The organism is Arthrobacter sp. TMN-50, from assembly GCF_054511125.1.
Genome location: NZ_JBTNDG010000011.1, coordinates 26,927 through 48,220 on the forward strand (window position 1 = coordinate 26,927; position 21,294 = coordinate 48,220).

Here is a 21,294-nt window from a genome sequence, read left to right on the forward strand (position 1 = left end):
GCCGCTAGCTTGTCGGGGCGGCGCGTCGTGGTTCAGACACCCAATTAGCTGCTGAAAGCCGCGAGGACCTTGTGCAGGGTCCGCAGGTTTCTGGTCGTGGTCGAGTTCTTGAACCGCTGCTTGGCCGTCAGCTTGCTCAGTGGGGACTCAAGGGTTCCGCCGCGGGGTGCCGGCCAGGCGGCGGCTTCCGGTCCGAGCACGATGAGTCCGGAGTCCAGACCCTTCGCGGCCTGAACCAGATCGGCGAGCGCGTCCGGATCCGAGCAGAGGGTGATGTAGCTGTGGGTATCAGGATCGTCGGCGGGAAGCGGACAGGATTCCACCAGTTCGCGGAGCCGACCCGCCTCGAGGACCACCACCCACGCGTCGTAGCCAAAGGTCGACCGCAACAGTGCCTCAACCGAGTCCTTGAGCTCCGACGACGGTAGATCAGTCGAGCAGGTGAGATTGCCGGATGCCAGTAGGGTCTTCACGTTGCTGACGTTGAGGGTCTGAACGGCCGCACGCAACTCAGCCATCTTGAGGTTTATCCCGCCAACGTTGACCCCGCGCAGGAAGACAGCAAAGTGGGTCATGCGCCACCGACTCTCATGCCGCTCCGGCACTCATGCAACACTAGGATTCATAGCCACACCCTACCCGGGCACCGGGTGTAAGAGAGCCGGGCCTCGACGGTCAGTCGGCGGATTTTCCGACCGCGTGGGTCAGCTGGAGCGCGGCGTTGAGCACCACCTCAGCGTGGATGCGTCCGGGCTGCCGGGTGAGCCGCTCCATGGGTCCGGAGATCGACACTGCAGCAATCACCCGCCCCGATGGCCCCCTCACCGGCGCGGAAACCGAGGCTACTCCCGCCTCCCGTTCGCCGAGGCTCTGAGCCCAGCCCCGCCGTCGTACTCCGGCCAGCACCGTCGGGGTGAACCGGGCGTCCTGCAGGCCCTGGAGGAGCCGGTCGTGGTCCTCCCACGCGAGCAGGCACTGGGCCGCGGAGCCAGCCTTCATGGACAGCTGGGTGCCCACCGGAATGGTGTCGCGGAGCCCGATCGGGCGTTCGGCCGACGCCACGCAAACACGCCACTCGCCTTGCCGGCGGAAGAGCTGGGCGCTCTCACCCGTCGCGTCCCGCAGGTGCAGCAGCACCGGCGACGCCGAGGCGATCAACCGGTCCTCGCCGGCTGCGGCCGCCAGCTCGACGAGCCGGCTGCCCAGCACAAAGCGTCCCTGAATGTCGCGGCTGACCAGTCGGTGGTGGACCAGCGCCTGAGCCAGCCGGTGCACCGTGGGTCGAGCCAGACCGGTGGCTGCAACCAGCTGTGCCAGCGTGGTGGGGCCAGCCTCCAACGCGTCGAGCACTGTCGCCGCTTTGTCTATCACACCTACACCGCTAGAATTGTCCATAAGATGATATTGCCGTCTCAGCATTTGAGATGCAACTGTCTGGGATGTGTCAATTTTAGACGTCAGTGGAACAGCACCGAAGGGAACCGGTCATGGGCAACACGCTCGCAGAGAAAGTCTGGGACGCGCACGTTGTGCGCAAAGGCGAGGTTCAGGGTGCCGAATCCCAGCCGGATCTGCTTTACATCGACCTCCATCTGGTTCATGAGGTGACGTCGCCGCAGGCCTTCGAGGGGCTGCGGCTCGCCGGTCGTCCGTTGCGTCGTCCCGATCTCACCATCGCCACGGAGGATCACAACACTCCCACCTGGGACATCGACAAGCCGATCGCTGACCTCACCAGCCGCACCCAGATTGAAACCCTCCGCGCCAACTGCAAGGAATTCGGTGTCCGACTGCACTCGCTGGGCGACGCCGAGCAGGGCATCGTTCATATCATCGGCCCGCAGCTTGGCCTTACCCAGCCTGGCCTGACGGTCGTCTGCGGCGACTCGCACACCTCAACCCACGGCGCTTTCGGTGCTCTCGCGCTTGGTATCGGGACCTCCGAGGTGGAGCATGTGATGGCCACCCAGACCCTCTCGCTCAAGCCCTTCAAGACCATGGCCATCACTGTTGAGGGCACTCTGAAACCCGGAGTGACTTCCAAGGACATCATCTTGGCCGTGATCGCCAAGATCGGTACCGGCGGTGGCCAGGGCTACGTGCTGGAATATCGCGGCTCGGCCATCCGGGCGCTGTCGATGGAAGCCCGCATGACCATCTGCAACATGTCCATCGAGGCTGGCGCCCGTGCCGGCATGGTGGCGCCGGACAAGATTACCTTCGAGTATCTGAAGGACAAGCCGCACGCGCCTCAGGGCGAGGACTGGGATGCCGCCGTCGAGAATTGGATGACGCTGCGCACCGACGACGACGCCGTGTTTGACGCCGAGGTCTTCCTTGACGCCAACGAACTGGAGCCGTTTGTGACCTGGGGCACTAACCCGGGCCAGGGTGTCTCCCTGTCGCAGGCCGTGCCGTCCCCCGACAATTTCGCCGACGAGAATGACAAGGCCGCCTGCGAACGCGCGCTTGAGTACATGGCCCTAGATGCCGGGACGCCCATGAAGGACATTCGCGTGGATACGGTCTTCCTTGGCTCGTGCACCAACAGCCGCATCGAGGATCTACGGATCGCCGCCGACATCATCCGCGGCCGGGTCAAGGACCCGGCGATCCGCATGATGGTGGTTCCCGGTTCGGCTCGGGTGCGGCTCGAGGCCGAGGCCGAGGGTCTGGACCAGGTTTTCAAGGACTTCGGCGCCGAGTGGCGTTTCGCTGGCTGTTCGATGTGTCTGGGCATGAATCCTGACCAATTGGCGCCGGGGGAGCGCTGCGCCTCGACGTCGAACCGCAACTTTGAGGGCCGGCAGGGCAAGGGTGGTCGCACCCACCTCGTTTCCCCGGTGGTTGCCGCCGCGACGGCGGTGCGCGGGACCCTCAGCTCGCCGTCGGACCTCGAGCCCCTGCCGCCCACCGGCCAGCACGACGACGTCGTCCCCTCCGCTTCGAACGCCGCTTAGGAGAGCCCCATGGAGAAGATCATCACGCACACCGGTATCGGAGTGCCCCTGCGCCAAAGCAACATCGACACCGACCAGATCATCCCGGCGGTGTACCTGAAGCGCATCACCAGGACCGGCTTCGAGGATGCCCTGTTCGCCGAATGGCGGAAGGACCCGAACTTCATTCTGAACCAGTCGCCGTTCAGCGCCGGCTCCGTCCTGGTGGCGGGCCCCGATTTTGGCACCGGATCCTCCCGCGAACATGCTGTGTGGGCGCTGAAGGACTACGGGTTCAAGGCGGTGCTGGCGTCCCGGTTCGCCGACATTTTCCGCGGCAACTCCGGCAAGCAGGGACTGGTCGCAGCGCAGGTGGGCCAGGACGACATCGAACTGATCTGGAAGGTCCTCGAGAATCACCCCGGTACTGAGGTGACCGTTGACCTGCAGGAGCGCACTGTGGTGTGCGGCAGCGTCACGGCGCCCTTCCAGATCGACGATTACACCCGGTGGCGGCTGCTGGAGGGCCTCGACGATATCGGGCTGACCCTCACCCACGAGGAATCGATCACCCAGTACGAGGGCTCCCGTCCGGCCTGGAAGCCAAAGACCCTCCCGGTTCGCTCCTGAGCATTGCCAGCGGGTCGGCGGCGGGGGCGCTTGCCGCGGAACGGCGGGGAATGAATAGCGGCACCTGGGAGTTCTCGGTAGTACCCCCGGGGAGCCTATTTCAGTCTGGTTGGACATGCTCCTATGCTTAGCGGGAGGCAATTGCTGCTTTGGGGGCAATCTCTGTGTGTGCAAATCGAAGGAATTAGGTGTTCATGGGAAGCGTGCTGACCATTCGTGGTGGAGTCCCTCTGGCCGGCAAGGTCTCCGTTCGTGGAGCCAAAAACTTGGTGCCCAAGGCGATGGTGGCCACCCTGCTGGGTAATGCTCCCTCTGTACTGCGGAATGTCCCTGAAATCAAGGACGTCGAGGTGGTCACCAGCCTCCTGAAGCTCCACGGCGTTGAGGTCACCAAGGACCCCGTCACAGGTGACCTGAGCATGGACCCCAAGGGCGCGAAGATGGCCCAGTCCAAGGACATCGACGCCCACGCCGGTGACTCACGGATTCCCATCCTCTTCTGCGGCCCCTTGATGCACAGCATCGGTGAAGCCTTTATCCCGGACCTCGGCGGTTGCAAAATCGGGGACCGCCCGATCGACTATCACATGCAGGTGCTGCGTAACTTCGGTGCGGTAGTGGACAAGCGCCCCGGTGGAATCTCCATCTCTGCGCCCAAGGGCCTACACGGCGCGAAGCTTGAACTGCCGTACCCGAGCGTCGGTGCCACAGAGCAGGTATTGCTGACCGCCACCCGCGCTGAGGGGATCACCGAACTCAAGGGTGCCGCCGTCGAACCTGAGATCATGGACCTGATTGCCGTCCTGCAAAAAATGGGCGCGATCATCACGGTACAGACCGACCGCACCATCCGCATCGAGGGCGTCAAGGAGCTGACCGGCTTTAACCACAAGGCCATCTCGGACCGCAACGAGACGGCGTCCTGGGCGTCGGCGGCATTGGTCACCCAGGGTGATATCTATGTCGAGGGCGCGCGGCAGCTGGATCTGACCGCTTTCCTGAACACCTACCGCAAGATTGGCGGCGCGTTTGACGTCGACGACGACGGCATCCGCTTCTACCACCCGGGCGGCAAGCTGTCTCCGCTGGTCCTTGAAACCGATGTGCATCCTGGCTTTATGACCGACTGGCAGCAGCCTCTCGTCGTCGCCCTGACGCAGGCCGAGGGCGTGTCAATAGTCCACGAAACCGTCTACGAGAACCGCTTCGGCTTCACTGACGCGCTAATCCGCATGGGCGCCAACATCCAGGTGCACCGGGAATGCCTGGGGAGCGTTCCTTGCCGGTTCGGGCAGCGGAACTTCCTCCATTCGGCGGTCATTTCCGGCCCGGCGCAGTTGCATGGCGCGGACATCGACATCCCCGACCTGCGCGGCGGTTTCAGCCACCTCATCGCGGCCCTGGCGGCGAAGGGTACCTCACGGGTAACCGGCATCGAACTGATCAACCGCGGTTACGAGCGGTTCCAGGACAAGCTCGAAGGCCTCGGCGCCGACTTCGATATCACCTCCGACACCGCTGCGGCACCGGTGGAGGACGGCCGCTAGGCACGGCGGTACTCATTCATGAATGAATCCAGGAGATCCCGCGCCACATTTGCCGTGCTATCTGTCACCGTCCGTCCCATCATGAACGCTTTGATGGCCAAAAAATGGTCGGGGACGGAGAAACTGCCGCGGGACACCGGGTTCATTGTGTGCCCCAACCACATCACCGAGATCGATCCGGTGGTGATCAGCCATTTCCTCTATAACCAAAAGGTCACCCCGCACTTCCTTGCCAAGGCATCCCTGTTCAAGGTGCCTGTTATGGGGTGGATCCTTCGCGCTACCGGTCAGGTGCCCGTTGATCGAACCGCCGCTGGTGCTAACCGGTCGCTGGAGGCAGCGCGTGAAGCCATCAGCGCCGGCGGTGGGATCGTGGTGTACCCGGAGGGCACGCTCACCCGGGATCCCGACCTGTGGCCCATGAAGGGACGGACCGGTGCCGCGCGACTGGCCCTCCAGACCGGCGCTCCGGTGGTGCCGATTGCCCATTGGGGAGCGCACGAAGTCTTCCCCCGCTACGCCAAACGGTTTTATCTCTTCCCCCGGAAGACGTCGCGGGTCATGGTCGGCGACCCGGTGGATTTCTCGGACCTCATCGGGCAGCCCATCACCAAGACGCTGCTGGACACTGGTACCGAGCGGATTCTCGACGCGTTGACGGCGTTGGTCGCCGAACTCCGGCAGGAAGCACCGCCCGCCGAACGCTGGAACCCCGCCGATAAACACCAGAAGAGCACCGGCAGGGATTTCGAGAGAACGCCCGAGGAGAATCCGTGACGCGTACGCCGCCAGCAGTGGTCGCCGTCCTCGGCGCCGGGAGCTGGGGGACCACGTTCGCCAAGATCCTCGCCGACGCAGGGACCGCCCACGGCACCCAGGTGAGGTTGTGGGCACGCCGTGACGACGTGGCGTTGGAAATCAACACCTCCCGTCGCAACAGCAGGTACCTCGCCGACACAGCGCTTCCGGAGAACATTACGTGCTTCACCGACATCGCCGAGGTGCTCGACGGCGCCGAGCTGGTCGCCGTTGCCGTCCCCGCGCAATCGCTGCGTCCACAACTTCAGCAGTGGAAGCATCTGCTGCGCGACGACGCCGTCGTGGTGTCGCTGATGAAGGGGCTTGAAGTCGGATCGGATGCCCGGATGAGCCAGGTCATTGCCGCGGAACTGGGCATCCCAGCCAACCGGATCGCAGTCGTCTCGGGGCCTAACCTGGCTTTGGAGATCGCGCGGCAGGAACCCACCGCCTCTGTGGTGGCCTGCCCGGATGAGGAGGTCGCGGCGTGGATCGCCGCAGCCTGCACCGCGAGGTATTTCAGGCCCTACACCAACCCTGATGTGGTGGGTGTGGAGATTGGGGGGATCGTCAAGAACGTGATCGCCCTCGCCGTCGGAATCTGCGAAGGCAAGCAGATGGGAGACAATACCAAGGCGTCCGTTATCACCCGCGGACTGGCCGAGACCACCCGGCTTGCTGTCGCGCTGGGTGGCGAAGCGGAAACCATGGCCGGACTTGCGGGGATGGGCGACCTGATCGCCACCTGCTCTTCTGCCCTGTCGCGGAACCACACGGCGGGCCGGCTGCTGGGCCAGGGGCTGACCCTCGACGAAGTCACCGAGACCATGAACCAGACTGCCGAGGGGATCAAGTCAGCCCAGGCTGTCCTGGACCTGGCCGGCCAGCTGGGTGTGGATATGCCCATTACCGAGAACGTGGTGGCGGTGCTTCAGGGCACCGTCTCCGTCCATGACCTGGGGCCGCGTTTACTGGCCCGCGATCTGAAATCTGAAGGCTGACTGTGACTGCTGTTTTTCCTGATTCCACCGGTCCCGATTCGACACGGCGGCCGCGGGTGCTGGTGCTCTTTGGTGGACGTTCCAGCGAACACGCCGTCAGTTGCATCACGGCGGCAGGGGTCCTGGAAGCGATCGATCGCGATAAGTACGAGGTGATTCCGGTCGGGATCGCCAAGAACGGTCAGTGGGTCCAGGTGTCGGGTGACCCCTCTCAATGGTCGCTGCGGTCAGCGACCCTTCCGGAGGTCACCGCGTCTGACGAGTCACTGGTGCTGGCCGCCGCCGCGTCCGGCGCGGATTTCGCTTCCACCGAGCTGATGGTCACCGCAGCAGATCAGATGCCGCGCAGCCTGGGCGGGATCGACGTCGTCGTCCCCCTTCTCCATGGCCCATTTGGCGAGGATGGCACCCTGCAGGGTCTGCTGGAAATGGCCGACATCAGGTATGTGGGCGCCGGCGTGTTGGCGTCCGCGGTCGGGATGGACAAGCACTACATGAAGGTGGTTTTCGCCGCCGCCGGACTGACGGTCGGGCCGTACGAGGTCATCACCGACCGCCAGTGGGTCACGGATCCTGACGGGTGCCTCGAGCGCGCCGCTGCCCTGGGATTTCCGTCCTTCGTCAAGCCCGCCCGCGCTGGGTCTTCGATGGGGATCACGCGGGTCTCCACGGAATCAGATCTCGCGGCCGCCATCGAAACCGCCAGGGCGTTCGATCCGAAGGTGCTGGTTGAGGCTGGCATTATCGGTCGGGAGATCGAGGTAGCGGTGCTGCAGGGCCGCGGCACCAACGAACCCCGTACCTCCCTGCCCGGCGAGATCGCTGTCCAGCCGGGGGAACACGACTGGTACGACTTCGAGGCCAAATACGTCGACGGCGCCGCCGCCGAACTGAGCTGTCCCGCGGATCTGCCCCCCGCCGCCAGCGAAAGGGTCCGGGCCCTGGCCGCGGCCGCGTTCGACGCAGTGGGCGCCGAGGGCCTGTCCCGGGTCGACTTCTTTTACACTTCCGACGGTGACCTGATCATCAACGAGATCAACACCATGCCTGGCTTCACGCCGATCAGCATGTATCCGCAGATGTGGGCCAAATCGGGCCTCACCTACACGGAGCTGATCGACGAGCTGATCACCATGGCCCTGAGCCGAAAGACCGGCCTCCGCTAGCCCGCTTATGGGGTCGCCCGATCCGGTTGCGGTGATGCAGCACGACGACGACGGCGCCCGCCGCGTTTGGCGGGTCAGGCGCGGACGACGACGTCGTTCCGGTGAGCAGTCTGGACTGGCGGGGTCAACCTCGACGAGCGGGGCGGAAATGTCGGCCTCCGATGTCCAGTTTGCCCACCGATCCAGGCAAAGCCGGAACCGAAACGCAGCTAGGCGGAGACCAGAACCGCCCCCGCGAGCGTGATCCCGCCAAGGAAAATAGTGGAAATGCCGCCCAACGCCAGGTTTTTGCCACCGGTGCGGGCCAGATGGGGAATGTCGATCCCGGTGCCGAGGCCAAACATCGCCGCGGCGAGCAGCAGGGTCGCAGTCAATGAGGCGAGCTCCAACACTGGCTCGGGCACCACGCCAGTGGACCGCAGCAGCACCAGGGCCAGGAACCCCACCACGAACAGTGGCACTATCGGCGCCACCCGCCCGGGAACGCTCGGCCGGCTACCCTCGGCGCGGCGGATACCGATCGAGACGAACGCAGCAACCGGCGCCAACAGCACCACACGGCCGAGTTTCACCACGGTCGCGACGGCAAGCGCTACCGCCCCGGCGGTGCTGGCTGTTGCCACCACCTGGGCCACCTCGTGCACGGCGAGTCCGGACCAGATGCCAAACGTCTCGGGGGACAACCCCAGGAAACTGCCGATCAGCGGCAAGCCCAGAATGACCGCGGACCCATAGAGAGTCACCATGGCGATGGCGCTGGCCACTTCGTCGTCGTCGGCGTTGACGATGCTCTGCATCCCGGCGATCGCCGACGCCCCGCAGATGGAAAACCCTGCAGCCATCAGCGTGGCGGCGGCCCGGCTCAGCCCGAGCCGCTCACCGATGTATCGGGTGAAAAGGAAACTGATGAAGACCGAGGCGATAATCAACGCGAGCACCGGAAAGCCAAGGCTCATAATCTCGGGAAGTGAAAGTTGCAGGCCCAGGACGACGACGCCCAGCCGCAGAAACCTTTTGGTAGCCCGTTGGATACCGGGCCGGATCCGCGGGTGGAACATCCCCGTGTTGCGCACCAGGAGCCCCAGGGCCAGGGCCACAACGAGCGCACCGATGAAACTTTGAAGGCTGGCGATGAAGAGGGAAAGGGCCACGGCGGCAGCCATGACGAGTACTCCGGGGAGCAAGCCGAGGAGAGCGGCCGAGCGCTGTGTGGTCACTGGATTACTTTCAGGGCGCTCGGGAGGGAAGGCCAGACGGGGGAGTGCTGCCCATCCCGACGACGAAGCCCGCCGGAATGGGCAGCAAGCTACCTATAGGAGGTCGTACTCTTCGAGGAAGGCCGTCGCGACAGTCGCGCTCGATTCCTTGTCCACCTGGACCCGTGCAAGGTACTCGGTGAGGTTCTCGGTGGTCAGTGCGGCGGAGACCGCGTTGAGCGACTCGGTCACGGCGTCGGTGACCTTGGCTTCGCGAACGATGGGCACAATGTTCTCCGAAAGGAACAGGTTCTGGGTGTCCTCGAGGACGACCAGCGACTCGGTTTCGATCGTCGAATCGGTGCTGAAGATGTTGGCCACATCCACTTCGCCGCTCAGCAGGGCCTCGCGGGTCAGCGGACCACCGGGATCGAGGGGTCGGAACTCACCGAAGGTGATGCCGTACACCTCTTCGAGGCCTATCAAGCCCTGGAAACGCTCGGAGAACTCAGGGCCAGCGGCGAGCGTAAGATCACCAGCGATATCCGTGAGGTCATCCATGGTCTCCAGGCCAAACTCCTCGGCTGTTTCGGGCAGGACGGCAAGGGTGTCCTTGTCCTCGGCCTCTGACTGCTCAAGTGCGACGATGCCTTCGGGCAGCACCTCAACCATCGCGTCATAAACTTCGTCGGGACCGGTGACGCCCTCCGGCGCTCCACCCTCAACGAGCGAGGAATACAGTGCGCCGTTGTACTCGGGCAGCAAGTCGATCGAACCATCTTCAAGCGCTGCCAGGTACAGGTCGCGTGCACCGATGTTGAAGCTACGTTCAACTTCGATGCCCTCGGCTTCGAGGACCTGGGCGTACATCTCAGCGAGCAGTTCACTCTCAGGGAAGTTGGCCGAGCCAATCGCAATGGTCTCGGCGTCAACCGACTCCCCACCGGTATCGGATTCCAGCGGATCTCCGCCACAGCCGGAAAGGGCGAGGGCAGCTACTCCGAGGAGTGCAACACTACTCAGCAGTTTGGGTGAGCGTTTTTTTATCATGGGTCGTGCCTTTCGGTCTGGTCCTTACAGCTTATCGGGCATCAGGACGCCGGAACATCCGCACTCACGCGCGCGGCGCGTCCCGAGGGCTGGTTCGACGTGCGGGTCAGCGCGCGCCCGGACACGCCAGGAGACACCACCAGCCGTTGAAGCGCCGCCGCACCCAGGTCAAGAATGATGGCCAGGAGTGCTACGACGACGGCGCCCGCCAACACCCGGTCGTACTGGTTCAACGCGATGCCTTCGATCAGTAGCCGGCCCAGTCCGCCCAGACCGACATAGGCGCAGACGGTTGCGGTGGAGACCACCTGCAGGGTAGCGCTGCGCAGACCGCTCATGATGAGGGGCAGCGCCATAGGAATCTCCACCCTGAACATGATCTGTAGCGGTCGCATCCCCATGCCCTTCGCCGCATCCACCGAGGCGGGGTCAAGGGCGCGCAGACCGGCATAGGTGGAGGTGAGAATCGGCGGGATGGCCAGGATTACCAGCGCTGTAATCACCGGTACCAGTCCGAAGCCGATGAGAGTTACCAACAAGATGATCAAACCCAGGGTGGGCAGCGACCGTCCGGCGTTACCGGCGTTGATGGCAACGAAGGCGAACTTTCCGGTATGGCCGATATACAGCCCAACGGGGATGGCAATCAGCGCACCGATGACCAGAGTCAGAAACGTGTAGAACAAGTGGTCAACGATCAACGAGGGGATGGTGCCTCTCCGGCCCAGCTCCCAGTTTTCGGGGTCAAGGAGAAATTCGAAATAGTCCATTAGGCCCGTCCTCCCACTCGTGTCCACGGAGTCAGGCGCCGCTGGATCAGCACAATGATGGTGTCGCAGACCGCCGCCAGTAGCACTGACAGGATGATCCCCACAAAGATCGGTGCAAGATAGTCGAGCTGCAGACCCCGCAAGAACAGCGCACCGAGTCCGCCCACCCCGATCAGCGCGCCAACGCTGACGATGCTGACGTTGGCAACTGTCGCCACCCTGAGTCCGGCCAGCATCACCGGCAGGGCAATGGGAAGTTCAACACTGACCAGGCGTTTGACGCGCCGGTAACCCATCGCTGTTGCTGCCTGGGTGACAGTCGGGTCCACCGAGTTCAGACCGTCGGCCACCACGCGGACCAGCAGCGCCACCGTATAGATGGTCAGGGCAATGATGATATTTAGCGGCGACAGGACGGGAGTTCCAATCACTGCCGGAATGAGCAGGAACAGGGCCAGGGAGGGGATCGAATAGAGGATGCCACTCAGGTTGACCAGCGGGTAGTAGAGCTTTTTGTAGCGGACGGCGAGATACCCCAACGGCAGCGAAACGATAATTCCCAGGATCACCGGGATCAGTGCCAGATACAAATGTTCCCGAAACGCAATCCAGATCAGCTCCGAGTTGTTCGCGATGTAGTCGATCATGAGGTGGTCCCCGCACGCTGACGGCGTCGCTCGTCCAGCTGTCGCACCAGGCTTGGATGCCTGATGACGCCGTCGGCCGCGCCTGAGGCATTAACCCGGACGGCGATGCCCACCGGGGAGCTGATGGCCAGGTCTGTCACCACCCGGAGGGAATCGGTAGCGGTAAACGTACCAGCGACGGGAAGGGGCGAGCGCTCATCGGCCAGGCCCGACCCGGACCACCCGAGCGGGCGCCCAGCGCCGTCGAGCACCAGCACCTCGTTCCCCGAGGACACCGACTCCACCGGCTCCAGCACCAGCATCTCGGAGGAGTCGAACGATAGGCTACGGAACCCGCGGTCCCGGCCCACGAAGTCGGCCACGAAGGCGTTGGCAGGGTTCTCGAGCAGTTCCTGTGGTGAGGCGTACTGGGCCAGATGCCCGCCTTCCCTGAACACGGCCACCATGTCGCCGAGCTTGATGGCCTCGTCAATGTCGTGCGTCACGAACGCAATTGTCTTCCCCAGTTCGCCCTGGAGGCGAAGGAACTCGGTCTGCAGACCGGCGCGCACAATCGGGTCGACGGCGCTGAACGGTTCGTCCATCAGCATGACCGGCGGATCGGCGGCAAGCGCCCGGGCCACACCGACGCGCTGCGCCTGGCCACCCGAGAGTTGGACCGGGTACTTGTTGGCCATGCTCTCGGTGAGTCCGACCCGGAGCAGCAGCTCCATCGCCGAATCCCGCGACTTCTTCTTGTCGGTGCCAATCAGATGAGGCACGGTCATGACGTTTTCAATCACCGTGCGGTGGGGGAACAGTCCCGCGTGCTGGATGACATATCCGATGGATCGGCGCAGCAGGGCCGCATCCTGCGAGGTGACGTCCTGCCCGTCAATGAGGATCCGGCCGCCGGTGGGCTCGATCATGCGGTTGATCATGCGAAGCGAAGTGGTCTTGCCGCAGCCCGAGGGGCCCACAAACACGGTGATCTTCCCGGTGGGCAATTCGAAGTTCAGGTTATCGACGGCCAGGGTGCCATCCGGAAACGTCTTGCTTACCTTGTCGAACGTAATCACGGTGGTTCTCCAGGTTCCTTGGCACCAGCCCCAATAAGCGGCAGTGAATAAGTTGATTCATAGTTCCAGCGAATGAATAGACAGTCAATCCAAACTGTGAGATGACTTACCTAATCAACATGTAAAGGACAACGGTGCGCCATGACTTCCGAGGACAACATCAACCGGGTGGTGCTGGACGGCGCCTCGCTGACACTTGACGATCTTATTACTATTTCATCGGGTACCTCCCGGGTGGAGGTTCCCGACGGCGCGTTCCTCGCCTTGGAGGGGGCTCATACGCAGCTCGTGCAGGCCAGGGCATCGGGCCGGGTGTACGGGGCCAATACCGGGGTCGGCGCCAATCGGGCCATGAATGTTGACCCGGGTGAATCACCGGCCGAACGGCGGGCAGCCCACGCTCGGCGCCTGTTGCTGAGCCACTGCGCGGGGGCTGGCAGGGTGGACGAGGAGAGCACCGTCCGCGCTACCATGGCCGTGCGACTCAACCAGTTCCTGGCGGGCGGCTCGGGAATCAGCAGCGGAGTTGTGAAGGGGTTGCTGGAAGCCCTCGACAACGGATCGGTTGCTACCATTCACAGTCTCGGCGGGCTCGGGACCGGCGACCTGGCGGCGATGGCCGAACTCGCCCTGACCCTGAGCGGCGATCGCCCCTGGCACCTCGGGGGAATCCCCCCAGTACATTTCGAGGACACCGACTCGCTCCCCTTCATGAGTTCCAGTGCCCTCACCCTGGCTACGGCAACCCAGGGCACCGTCGCAATGGAACGCCTCCTGAAAAGCGCTCTGGTGGTGGCATCCCTGACCATGCTGGCACTCGAAAGCTCACCGGAACCGTATGCTGAGGCAGTTCATCGGGCCAGAGTCCACCCGCACCAGGCCGCGGTCGCGGCGGACATGCGACGGCTGACCGGACCAGACACGCCGGCCGCTCCGGCCCGGTTGCAGGATCCCTTTGCCCTCAGGGCCTTGCCGCAGGTGCACGCCCCGGCGCTCGACGCTCTGCAGCGGCTAAGGTCCATCATCGAAGCGGAACTCAACGGTGCTGCTGAAAACCCGTTGCTGACCCAGGAGGGACTCTTTCACCACGGACAATTCCACCTGGCCATGCTTTCCACGGCCTTGGACGCAACAAGAAACGCCGTCTATCCGGTAATTTCCCTTTCGGCGGCAAGGCTATCGCACCTCTTCCGCCCCGAACTGAGCGGCCTGCCGTCCTTTCTAGCCGCGGGACCGGCGGGAAGTTCGGGCTTGATGATTGCCGAGTACGTGGCCCAGGATGTGCTGTCGATCCTGCGCACCGATGCGACTCCGGTCAACGGCCCCGGCATCAGCGTTTCCCTGGGCCTTGAGGAGCATGCCGGGTTTGCCACCCAGGGAGCCCGGTTGCTGCGCCACCTGGCCGCTGAAGCTCCGGTCGTCGTCGCACTCGAAGCTGTAGCGGCGGTGAGGGCCTTGCGGATGGCGCCGCAGCGTCTCGGGACAGCCCCGGCGCGGGCTGCATTCGACTACCTCGCGGCAGGGCTGGACCCAGACCAGAACGACAGGCCGCTGGGGGAGGACCTGGAGCGGGCGCTAGACCTGCTCCCCGGCCTCGCCCAGTTCTAACGTTAAAACACTACCGACCCAGCTCATCGGTGACGGACTGCAGCGCCTTGTACCTCTCAATGACGCTCTCGTCATCCATCGGCCGCAATTCGTCGGCGTAGCTCACCGACATCCGCCGGATCACTCCATTGCGCCCAATCGCATACTGCCCCATGCGCCACAGTGGCGGGGAGTACGCGTGGATGGAGACCGAACCGTCCACCTTGCCGCCCATCCGGTGCACGTGGTCGGGCCCGAAGGAAAACGAGCGGCCCGCCTCGACCACGCGGCGCACCGGTTCGCCGTTCATCCGCGGGCTGGCTTCGGTGACGGCGCCCTGGGTGACGACGACCGCGCCCGACGAAATGTCGTGATCATGCCAGCCCGTGTCGTCCTGGGTGTTCCAGCACAGCAACCAGACGTCGATGTTGGAGTCCCGGTACACGGAGGCGTAGTGGCGTTCGCCACCCTCGTGGTTGATGTGGTGTTCCCACAGTTCGGGGCGGGCCGCGAGGCTGGTGACCCAGTCCTGCAGCTCGTTCCGGCTTAGGGTTCGCCCGGGCAGGGCAGGAACATCTGACTCGGTGAGGGCTGCGCCCTTGAACGGTGTGGTGGTCATCGTGGAGTTCCTTTCAAAAGATGTTGAGGATTGGCGGAAAAAAGTGCATGGGTGAAGGCGTGCCCGAGGCCCGGATCGCGTGGTTCGGCATACGGCCGGTCGGAGCCGTGGATGATCGGGTCGACTCCCACCACCCGGATGGTCGCGTCAATGGCCCGGGTGTCGTAGGAGGACGTCTCGTAATAGACCAGCGGGTCGACGGCGCCAAACGTGCCGCCACGCGCGGCGAGCCGCTCATGATGCAGCGGTGCGAGCCCCGCCAGGGCGACGAACGCTACGCGCAACCGGGGGTGCTGGGCCCGGCCCACTGCGTGCCATGCCAGCCACGACGCGTGCAGTTGGGCCACGTAGGGCACCAGTGCAGGCCACCACGACGGCGTTCCGGAGGTCACCGGCGCAGGCCCCGGGTGAATCAGCAACGGCTTATCTGACGCCTGCACCACATCAAGGACCGGCCGCATCCGGCGGATCGCGTCGGGGTCACTCAATGCAGTGGCGGGCAGTTGCAAACCCACCACCCGCCCGTGCTCGAGGATGCGGGCCAGCCCGTCGAGATCGAAGCTGCTTACCGGCGTCGCCGCCCAGACCAGGAAGGGGTCGCCGAGCTCGACCGCCGATCGGTGCCAAACCTCGATCAGTTCACGCGATTCCTCATACGGCAGCTGCTCAATACCCAGGGGGCTGGAGAGGGAGACGAGCACCTGGTCCTTGCCCTCGCGCGTCTCACGGGTGCGGCGGGCCTCAAGGTCGTGGGCCAGGGGGTCGACGGCGTAGGGTGCCTCTCCGTCGATCAGCAGTTCCCAGCCATCGAGACGTGGAGTGTCGGTGCGGTCGCGGAGGGCATTGAGCAACGCCGCCGGCCACAGGTGCTGGTGGCAGTCGGTGCGCATAGTGTCCTTTCGGGGATGACGGCCGGATGACGGGAGAGCGTGAAGCAAGCTTCGAAGTGAACCGGTTCACTCAACTAATTGAACCGGTTCACAGGCGGTTTTGTCAACCGATCGGTGAGGCCTGTTACGCCCGGGCAGCTTCCACCGAACTCCTTCCGCCGAGAAGTTACATCAGGCGAACCAGAGGCTCTTCAGGTCGCTAGATCTACCTTGTCGAGCGGGGGTGGGCCGCGTCCCACGTATGCTGGTCGAATGACCGGGGCCCAGCGAAAAACACTCCAGGACATCGCCGACGCCGCAGGCTTGTCGAAGGCCGCGACCTCCTACGCGCTGCGGGGGCTCCGGGGCTCGGAAGCCACCCAGGCCAGGGTCCAGGCCCTTGCAGAGGAGTTGGGGTACTCGGCCGATCCGATCGCGCGGGCGCTCGCCAGCGGACGTAGCGGTAACGTGGCCATCGTCGGATCGCTGCGCGACCTGTGGCGCCAGGGTCTTGCGGTCATGCTCTCCGAGGCGCTCCGGGCACAGGACCTCTCCTCCATCATCGCCGACGTCGACGGTTCGCCCCAGCGCGAAGAGGACGTGCTCCGCTCCCTGGCTGCCCAGCGGGTTGACGGGGTGATCGCGCTCCCCGTGGATCCCTCCGCCAACTACTGGGCCGAGGTACCGGCCCAGACCCGGATTGTGTCAATCGGGGATGCGCTGACGGCCCACCCCGCATCGGAAAGCGTCCTCTTCGACAACGAGTATGGGGTTGGCACGGCACTGCAACACCTCGCCGACCTGGGCCACCGAACGGTCGGGTTGTTGGCGCCGACACTGCCCACGACGCCGGGTCGACCCGCCGAGCTGCTCGCCCAGAGCCTTGGGGATTCCATGGGGCTCTCGGTCACGGTGTCGCCGTCGCCGTCGTCAGTCGAAGGAGCGGCCCACGCCGCGGCCCGGCTGCTAGAAGGGGAGGACAGGCCCACGGCGCTGTTTTGCCTGGGTGATTCGATTGCCTTCGGGGCCTACCGTGCGGCCCGGGACCTCGGTCTCTCGATACCCGATGAGCTCTCAATCCTCGGTTTCGATGACAGCGAGCTTGCCTCTCTGGTCAGCCCGGAGCTGACCACCTTCGGTTGGGACGAGCAGGCGATCGTCGACGCCGCGGTCAACGCCCTCACTTCCCCCGAGGGCCTCGGTACCGCTGGCGGGCAGGTGATGTTCCGGCCGGTGTTTATTGCGCGGGCGTCGACAGCTCATCCGTTGACACCCAACGGCCCCAGCCGCTCACCAGCAGTTCGTTGAGTAGGGTGATGTCCCTACCGTAGGCACGGTCGTCGGTACCCTCGGGCAGGAGGGCGGACGCGTCGTCCACCAGGGTTCCGAGGCGCCGGTCAATGTGTTCCAACGGGCGATCCGCCAGCCGCACACCCTGGATAACCGTCAGCAGTTCACACGCCAGCACGTCGCGGAGTCCCATCACAGCGTGGCAGCAGGCCTCCGCTGCTTCAGCCGAGAAGCTTTGCACATCCTCCTGGCCGAAGGAGGTCTCAATCGCACCCAGGCTCGCAGGCCGCGCGGTCGCCACCAGACCGTGAACGACGCCGACCGTGCGTTTGTGTACAGCCACCATCCCGGCGTGCAGGCCGGGCTGGCCGGACAGCTGCCGGGGGAGCCCAGTGAATTTCTCATCCAGCAGGCGATGGACGCGGGCGGCCGACGTCTCGGCCACATGAATCATGGACAGGCGCAGCCCGTCCAGGGCGGCAGCAAGGTCAAACCCGTCGAAGCCAGCAGTTCCGATGAATCGCCCATTCAGGTAAGCCGGCGAATCGGTCACACCATTCAGAGCGCGCTCGACGGCATCCTCCACCGATGCGATGGACCGCAGCAACTGGGCGACGGCCGACCCCAGCACCCTGAACGAAAGGGGTGACTGCAGGGTACGCGGCTGCGGATCGGGTCCGGACAGCCGTCGGATGGCGCCCAGGACAGTGCCCAGCCCGACGTCGGCACGGGCCAGAGCGGGGTCAAACGGATCGCGGCTGGCCCCCACCAGGCAGACCTCCGCGGCAGTAAGGGCGACAGCCTGGGCGGCGAGCAGCCGGGCTTCATCGGCACGGAGAATGGCGAGCGCCGTGGTGACCGGTATCCCCTCGATCAAGGCGACGCCCTCTTTGGTCCCAAAGGAGTAGGGATCCATGTCGGCCGCCCGGAGCGCCGCCGCAGCGTCTACCGCAGCGTCTACCGCCGAGCCGTCGGCCAGGAACTCGCCGGACCCCGTCATTGCCCCGCCCAGATGGGCAAGTGGGATGATCTCTCCGGCAGCACCAATCCGGGTGCGGGGAATGGCCGGCAGCATGTCGGCGCTGAGCAGCTCCGCCAACCTGATGCAGAGGTTCTCCGACACACCGGAATCACCGGAGAGGAAGGTCCGTAGCCGCACCGCAATGACGGCCCGGGTTTCCGGTGCGGTCAGCCAGGGCGCCGATCCGACGGCGCGGCCCAGCATGAGGTTGTTTTGGTGCCTGGTCTGTGCCGCCTGATCGAGGCGGACCTCACTGGCCGCGCCCATCCCGGTGTTGACCCCGTAGACAGCATTTCCGTCAGTTAGCAGGTTGAGTACTTCGCGGCGTCGGGCCGAGATCCGGTCGAGCAGGGGCTGCTCGAGGCGCAAGGGCCGGCCGCCGGCGATATCCGCAACAGCGGCGGCGTCGAGTTGCTCGGCGTGCGAGATCCGCAACACCGGGAGGTGCAGGGCGTGGCCAGGGACGGCGTGCATGGCGATTACCGGTACCTCAGCATGGTTCCGGTCTCGGACTGCTCAGCCTTGGTCAGGATCAGGTGAGCCACCGCCACATCAAGGATGGACAGACCGCGGTGCCAGAACAGAATCCGCTCCTCGTCGGATTCGCGTCCCGGCTTCTGGCCGCTGACAATTTCGCCGAGCTGCGCGTAGAGCGTCTCGGGGGAGAGTCTTCCGGTATCCACGTGCAGACGCAGGGCGCCGAACCGTCCGGATTGCGCCTCGCGCCAGTCATCCACCACCACCTTGTCCATCACGTCGAGCAGGTCGATTTCGACGGCGCTGACCGTGCCGTAGGGGACCACAAAGGCGCCTGGTTTGACCGCTGCGGTCCGTAACAGTGGGGTGGGTTCGTTGAGGCGGGACGCCTCGACCAGGATGTCGGCGTTGTCGAAAGCCTCCTCCGCGGTGTCCACCACGCGCACGGGAGTGCTGATCTCGGCGCGTAGCTGCTCGGCGAACGCCTCCCTGGATGCTGCGCGCTTGCTGGTCACACGGATCTCGTCGAAGTCGAACATGCTGTCCAGCATGGTGACATTGGAGAATGCCGTTCCGCGGGCACCCACGTGTCCCAGGATTTTGGAATCCTTCCGGGCCAGGTGCTTGGCGCCGACGGCGGTCATTGCCCCCGTGCGCACCTCGGTCACCAGCGTGGCATCCATGACGCAGAGCGGCACCCCGGTGGTGGGGTCGTACAGGGTCGCCATGGCAAGTTCGCTGGGAAGTCCCTGCAGGTAGTTGGGGACAAAGTCGCCCACTACTTTGACGCCGCTAATGCCTTGGGCCCCCAGGTTGGAGACGTGCCCGCGCAGGACGTTGAAGTGGCCGATTCCGCCGTTGTTGGGCACCAGGTGCATGCGCGGCTCGAAAACCGTTTCACCCCTGCCATGGGAGGCGACGACGTCGTCCACCGCTTTGATGATCTCGGGGCGGGTGAGGGCAAGAGAATCGATATCCGGACCGGAGAGAAACCTTAGCCAGATTTCGCGGTGACTCTGGTGGGACATCCGAACCTCCGAATATGAATTGTTTCATGCACGTAGCCTGACTGTGTATCATGCTATTCATAGTGAGCGGTATCACCAAACGATGAGGTTACCGAAACCGGGGGACTGACTGTGCTGAGCGACCAATCATCTGCTGACCGCGCGCACGATTGGCTAGTTGACCTCGCCCATCGCCACCGGGTCTCGCCCACCCAGCGCCGAGTGATTCAGTACATGCTCTCTTCCCTGCCGGACGTCGCGTTTGCCTCGACCATCGACGTCGCCGAAGCGGCCGGGGTCAGCCAGCCCACCGTCACCCGGCTGGCCACTGCGCTGGGTTACCCCGGTTACCCCGAATTCCGGAATGCCATTCGTGATGTGGTGCGCGGGAAGTCCGCGCCGCTGAACGGTGCAGGGGTCGAGCGGCCCACCATTCTCGAATTCGAGCAGCAGAACGTCGGGGCACTCGAGCGGACCATCGCCAGTGACCAGATGCAGAAAGCCATCGATCTGCTCGCGGGCACCCAGCCGCTCGGCATCATCGGCCTGCGGGTTTCGGCTGCCCTTGCCGAGTACCTCGGCTATTTCGGCCGTCGGGTGCTGCCCGACGTGCATGTGCTTTCCGATGCCGCCTCCATGGACGACGCGATTCTCCAGCTGCACCGCAACGGCGCCACCGCCGTGGTGGCCTTCGTCATGCCCCGCTACCCGGCCGCGACGGTCCGCGCGTTGGCGCAGGCACGAGCACTGGGGCTGGCGACGGTGGCCATCGTAGACAGCCCGCTGGTGCCGTTTGCCAACGACGTCGACGCCCTGTTGGTCGCACCGATGGGCACCGATCTGGTGTTCGACTCCCACGCGGCAGCCGTCGTCCTCGCCATTTCCCTGCTCGACGCGCTCGCCGCCCGAGATCCCCACCGCACCCAGGAACTCCTCGAGGCCCACGAAGAGTTGGTGGAGCGGTGGGCCCACGGCCAGCGATGAGCGCCATCCTGCTTCCGGCGTTGGTGCACCGGCGGGTGCAGTGGAAAAACGGTGGGGGTCACACCACCGAGCTGGTGCTACGTCCCGACGACGGAGCCGCCTCCACCACCGGTAGCAACCCCTTTGACTGGCGACTGAGTATTGCCACGATTGATAGGGGTGGCGGTTTCTCGGCGTTCCCCGGCGTGGATCGTTCCCTGATGGCACTGTCGCCCCAGGGCCTGGGATTGGTGGATAACGGACACCCGGTGAGCCTTCGTCAGTACGAGGTGCACCAGTTTGCCGGCGAAAATGAGGTTACTGCGGTGGACGTGACCGTTCCGACGCTCGACCTGAACCTGATGACCCGCCGCTCCGCGTTCTCCGGTGGACTGCAGTATCGCGAGCTGGCTTCCGGTCAGGTGATTGGGACTGAGGCCGTCGTCGTCGTCGTTGTGTTGGCAGGAGACGTGAGTTTCCGCGGAACGCTGCTGCAGCCGCACGATGCTGTGGTGATTGACGGCGGATCGGCCGACTTCACGGGTCACGGCAACCTGGCCATGGCTGCAATCTCGCCCAATCAGTCACAAGCCCCCGCTCGGGTGCGTCGATTACCACATCAGACGGACAGGAATCGGTCGGAGTTACAGAACGCCTAA

General features: G+C 64.6%; 21 protein-coding genes. 10 read left to right on the forward strand and 11 right to left on the reverse strand.

The annotated features are described in order from the left end of the window. Window positions 1–44 precede the first annotated feature (44 nt). Together ACX80A_RS12255 and ACX80A_RS12260 are read right to left on the reverse strand one after the other, a co-directional pair. Window positions 45–575, reverse strand: a complete 531-nt coding sequence (locus ACX80A_RS12255; RefSeq protein ID WP_459260015.1) for a DUF1697 domain-containing protein — start codon at window positions 573–575, stop codon at window positions 45–47. Window positions 576–675: 100 nt separating this feature from the next. Then, window positions 676–1,395: an IclR family transcriptional regulator gene (locus ACX80A_RS12260; protein WP_459260016.1), complete on the reverse strand. Its 720-nt coding sequence runs from the start codon at window positions 1,393–1,395 to the stop codon at window positions 676–678. 92 nt (window positions 1,396–1,487) lie between these two features. Between ACX80A_RS12260 and leuC the strand changes: the two genes are divergently transcribed. The 6 genes from leuC to ACX80A_RS12290 all read left to right on the forward strand — a co-directional run bounded on the left by leuC (window position 1,488) and on the right by ACX80A_RS12290 (window position 8,081). Next, window positions 1,488–2,960, forward strand: a complete 1,473-nt coding sequence (leuC, locus tag ACX80A_RS12265) for a 3-isopropylmalate dehydratase large subunit (RefSeq protein ID WP_459260017.1) — start codon at window positions 1,488–1,490, stop codon at window positions 2,958–2,960. Window positions 2,961–2,969: 9 nt separating this feature from the next. Continuing rightward, window positions 2,970–3,569, forward strand: coding sequence for a 3-isopropylmalate dehydratase small subunit (gene leuD, locus ACX80A_RS12270; RefSeq protein WP_459260018.1), 600 nt, complete (start codon window positions 2,970–2,972; stop codon window positions 3,567–3,569). Between the two features lie 194 nt (window positions 3,570–3,763). Beyond that, on the forward strand, window positions 3,764–5,116 hold the full coding sequence (gene murA / locus ACX80A_RS12275) for a UDP-N-acetylglucosamine 1-carboxyvinyltransferase (RefSeq protein ID WP_459260019.1): 1,353 nt from the start codon (window positions 3,764–3,766) through the stop codon (window positions 5,114–5,116). A gap of 18 nt (window positions 5,117–5,134) precedes the next feature. Then, window positions 5,135–5,893: a lysophospholipid acyltransferase family protein gene (locus ACX80A_RS12280; RefSeq protein WP_459260021.1), complete on the forward strand. Its 759-nt coding sequence runs from the start codon at window positions 5,135–5,137 to the stop codon at window positions 5,891–5,893. Beyond that, window positions 5,890–6,915 (forward strand): NAD(P)H-dependent glycerol-3-phosphate dehydrogenase, encoded by a 1,026-nt coding sequence (locus tag ACX80A_RS12285; RefSeq protein WP_459260022.1) that lies wholly within the window; start codon window positions 5,890–5,892, stop codon window positions 6,913–6,915. Before ACX80A_RS12280 ends, ACX80A_RS12285 begins: the two co-directional genes overlap by 4 nt. 2 nt (window positions 6,916–6,917) lie before the next feature. Next, window positions 6,918–8,081, forward strand: coding sequence for a D-alanine--D-alanine ligase family protein (locus ACX80A_RS12290; RefSeq protein ID WP_459260023.1), 1,164 nt, complete (start codon window positions 6,918–6,920; stop codon window positions 8,079–8,081). Between the two features lie 209 nt (window positions 8,082–8,290). Here ACX80A_RS12290 and ACX80A_RS12295 read toward each other — a convergent pair whose 3' ends face one another. The 5 genes from ACX80A_RS12295 to ACX80A_RS12315 all read right to left on the reverse strand — a co-directional run bounded on the left by ACX80A_RS12295 (window position 8,291) and on the right by ACX80A_RS12315 (window position 12,802). After that, window positions 8,291–9,298 (reverse strand): YeiH family protein, encoded by a 1,008-nt coding sequence (locus ACX80A_RS12295; protein WP_459260024.1) that lies wholly within the window; start codon window positions 9,296–9,298, stop codon window positions 8,291–8,293. Between the two features lie 93 nt (window positions 9,299–9,391). Further along, window positions 9,392–10,327 carry an ABC transporter substrate-binding protein gene (locus ACX80A_RS12300; protein WP_459260025.1) on the reverse strand — a complete coding sequence of 312 codons (936 nt, stop codon included), beginning with the start codon at window positions 10,325–10,327 and terminating at the stop codon, window positions 9,392–9,394. 41 nt (window positions 10,328–10,368) lie between these two features. Next, window positions 10,369–11,097 carry an ABC transporter permease gene (locus ACX80A_RS12305; RefSeq protein ID WP_459260026.1) on the reverse strand — a complete coding sequence of 243 codons (729 nt, stop codon included), beginning with the start codon at window positions 11,095–11,097 and terminating at the stop codon, window positions 10,369–10,371. Next, window positions 11,097–11,744 (reverse strand): ABC transporter permease, encoded by a 648-nt coding sequence (locus tag ACX80A_RS12310; RefSeq protein WP_459260027.1) that lies wholly within the window; start codon window positions 11,742–11,744, stop codon window positions 11,097–11,099. Before ACX80A_RS12310 ends, ACX80A_RS12305 begins: the two co-directional genes overlap by 1 nt. Further along, window positions 11,741–12,802, reverse strand: coding sequence for an ABC transporter ATP-binding protein (locus ACX80A_RS12315; protein ID WP_459260028.1), 1,062 nt, complete (start codon window positions 12,800–12,802; stop codon window positions 11,741–11,743). The genes ACX80A_RS12310 and ACX80A_RS12315 overlap by 4 nt, the downstream gene beginning before the upstream one ends. Window positions 12,803–12,943: 141 nt before the next feature. On the opposite strand from ACX80A_RS12315, the gene ACX80A_RS12320 reads away from it, so the two are divergent. Beyond that, the gene (locus tag ACX80A_RS12320; protein WP_459260029.1) at window positions 12,944–14,410 is read left to right on the forward strand and encodes an aromatic amino acid lyase; all 1,467 of its coding nucleotides are present in this window, start codon (window positions 12,944–12,946) and stop codon (window positions 14,408–14,410) included. A 10-nt stretch (window positions 14,411–14,420) separates the two neighbouring features. Here ACX80A_RS12320 and ACX80A_RS12325 read toward each other — a convergent pair whose 3' ends face one another. Then, a complete protein-coding gene (locus ACX80A_RS12325; protein ID WP_459260030.1) occupies window positions 14,421–15,008 on the reverse strand; it encodes a cysteine dioxygenase in 588 nt (195 codons plus the stop codon). Continuing rightward, window positions 15,005–15,898 (reverse strand): amidohydrolase family protein, encoded by an 894-nt coding sequence (locus ACX80A_RS12330; RefSeq protein WP_459260031.1) that lies wholly within the window; start codon window positions 15,896–15,898, stop codon window positions 15,005–15,007. The genes ACX80A_RS12325 and ACX80A_RS12330 overlap by 4 nt, the downstream gene beginning before the upstream one ends. A gap of 252 nt (window positions 15,899–16,150) precedes the next feature. Here ACX80A_RS12330 and ACX80A_RS12335 point away from each other — a divergent pair, with 252 nt between their 5' ends. After that, complete coding sequence (locus ACX80A_RS12335) at window positions 16,151–17,185, forward strand: LacI family DNA-binding transcriptional regulator (protein ID WP_459260032.1); 1,035 nt, start codon at window positions 16,151–16,153, stop codon at window positions 17,183–17,185. On the opposite strand, the gene ACX80A_RS12340 is transcribed toward ACX80A_RS12335, so the two are convergent. Both ACX80A_RS12340 and ACX80A_RS12345 read right to left on the reverse strand, forming a co-directional pair. Then, window positions 17,115–18,662: an aromatic amino acid lyase gene (locus tag ACX80A_RS12340; protein ID WP_459260033.1), complete on the reverse strand. Its 1,548-nt coding sequence runs from the start codon at window positions 18,660–18,662 to the stop codon at window positions 17,115–17,117. The two genes, ACX80A_RS12335 and ACX80A_RS12340, sit on opposite strands and share 71 nt — an antisense overlap. 5 nt (window positions 18,663–18,667) lie before the next feature. Beyond that, on the reverse strand, window positions 18,668–19,693 hold the full coding sequence (locus tag ACX80A_RS12345; protein WP_459260034.1) for an ornithine cyclodeaminase family protein: 1,026 nt from the start codon (window positions 19,691–19,693) through the stop codon (window positions 18,668–18,670). Between the two features lie 111 nt (window positions 19,694–19,804). Between ACX80A_RS12345 and ACX80A_RS12350 the strand changes: the two genes are divergently transcribed. Together ACX80A_RS12350 and ACX80A_RS12355 are read left to right on the forward strand one after the other, a co-directional pair. Beyond that, complete coding sequence (locus tag ACX80A_RS12350; protein WP_459260035.1) at window positions 19,805–20,656, forward strand: MurR/RpiR family transcriptional regulator; 852 nt, start codon at window positions 19,805–19,807, stop codon at window positions 20,654–20,656. Beyond that, window positions 20,635–21,294, forward strand: coding sequence for a HutD/Ves family protein (locus ACX80A_RS12355; RefSeq protein WP_459260036.1), 660 nt, complete (start codon window positions 20,635–20,637; stop codon window positions 21,292–21,294). The genes ACX80A_RS12350 and ACX80A_RS12355 overlap by 22 nt, the downstream gene beginning before the upstream one ends.

What these genes read in the sequence shown, in the direction of transcription:
- ACX80A_RS12335 (WP_459260032.1), top strand. Translation starts at nt 16,151, where the DNA reads ATGACCGGGGCCCAGCGAAAAACACTCCAGGACATCGCCGACGCCGCA.
- ACX80A_RS12340 (WP_459260033.1), bottom strand. Translation starts at nt 18,662, where the DNA reads ATGCACGCCGTCCCTGGCCACGCCCTGCACCTCCCGGTGTTGCGGATC.
- ACX80A_RS12310 (WP_459260027.1), bottom strand. Translation starts at nt 11,744, where the DNA reads ATGATCGACTACATCGCGAACAACTCGGAGCTGATCTGGATTGCGTTT.
- murA (WP_459260019.1), top strand. Translation starts at nt 3,764, where the DNA reads ATGGGAAGCGTGCTGACCATTCGTGGTGGAGTCCCTCTGGCCGGCAAG.
- ACX80A_RS12305 (WP_459260026.1), bottom strand. Translation starts at nt 11,097, where the DNA reads ATGGACTATTTCGAATTTCTCCTTGACCCCGAAAACTGGGAGCTGGGC.
- ACX80A_RS12330 (WP_459260031.1), bottom strand. Translation starts at nt 15,898, where the DNA reads ATGCGCACCGACTGCCACCAGCACCTGTGGCCGGCGGCGTTGCTCAAT.
- ACX80A_RS12300 (WP_459260025.1), bottom strand. Translation starts at nt 10,327, where the DNA reads ATGATAAAAAAACGCTCACCCAAACTGCTGAGTAGTGTTGCACTCCTC.
- ACX80A_RS12255 (WP_459260015.1), bottom strand. Translation starts at nt 575, where the DNA reads ATGACCCACTTTGCTGTCTTCCTGCGCGGGGTCAACGTTGGCGGGATA.
- leuC (WP_459260017.1), top strand. Translation starts at nt 1,488, where the DNA reads ATGGGCAACACGCTCGCAGAGAAAGTCTGGGACGCGCACGTTGTGCGC.
- ACX80A_RS12280 (WP_459260021.1), top strand. Translation starts at nt 5,135, where the DNA reads ATGAATGAATCCAGGAGATCCCGCGCCACATTTGCCGTGCTATCTGTC.
- leuD (WP_459260018.1), top strand. Translation starts at nt 2,970, where the DNA reads ATGGAGAAGATCATCACGCACACCGGTATCGGAGTGCCCCTGCGCCAA.
- ACX80A_RS12345 (WP_459260034.1), bottom strand. Translation starts at nt 19,693, where the DNA reads ATGTCCCACCAGAGTCACCGCGAAATCTGGCTAAGGTTTCTCTCCGGT.
- ACX80A_RS12260 (WP_459260016.1), bottom strand. Translation starts at nt 1,395, where the DNA reads ATGGACAATTCTAGCGGTGTAGGTGTGATAGACAAAGCGGCGACAGTG.
- ACX80A_RS12320 (WP_459260029.1), top strand. Translation starts at nt 12,944, where the DNA reads ATGACTTCCGAGGACAACATCAACCGGGTGGTGCTGGACGGCGCCTCG.
- ACX80A_RS12325 (WP_459260030.1), bottom strand. Translation starts at nt 15,008, where the DNA reads ATGACCACCACACCGTTCAAGGGCGCAGCCCTCACCGAGTCAGATGTT.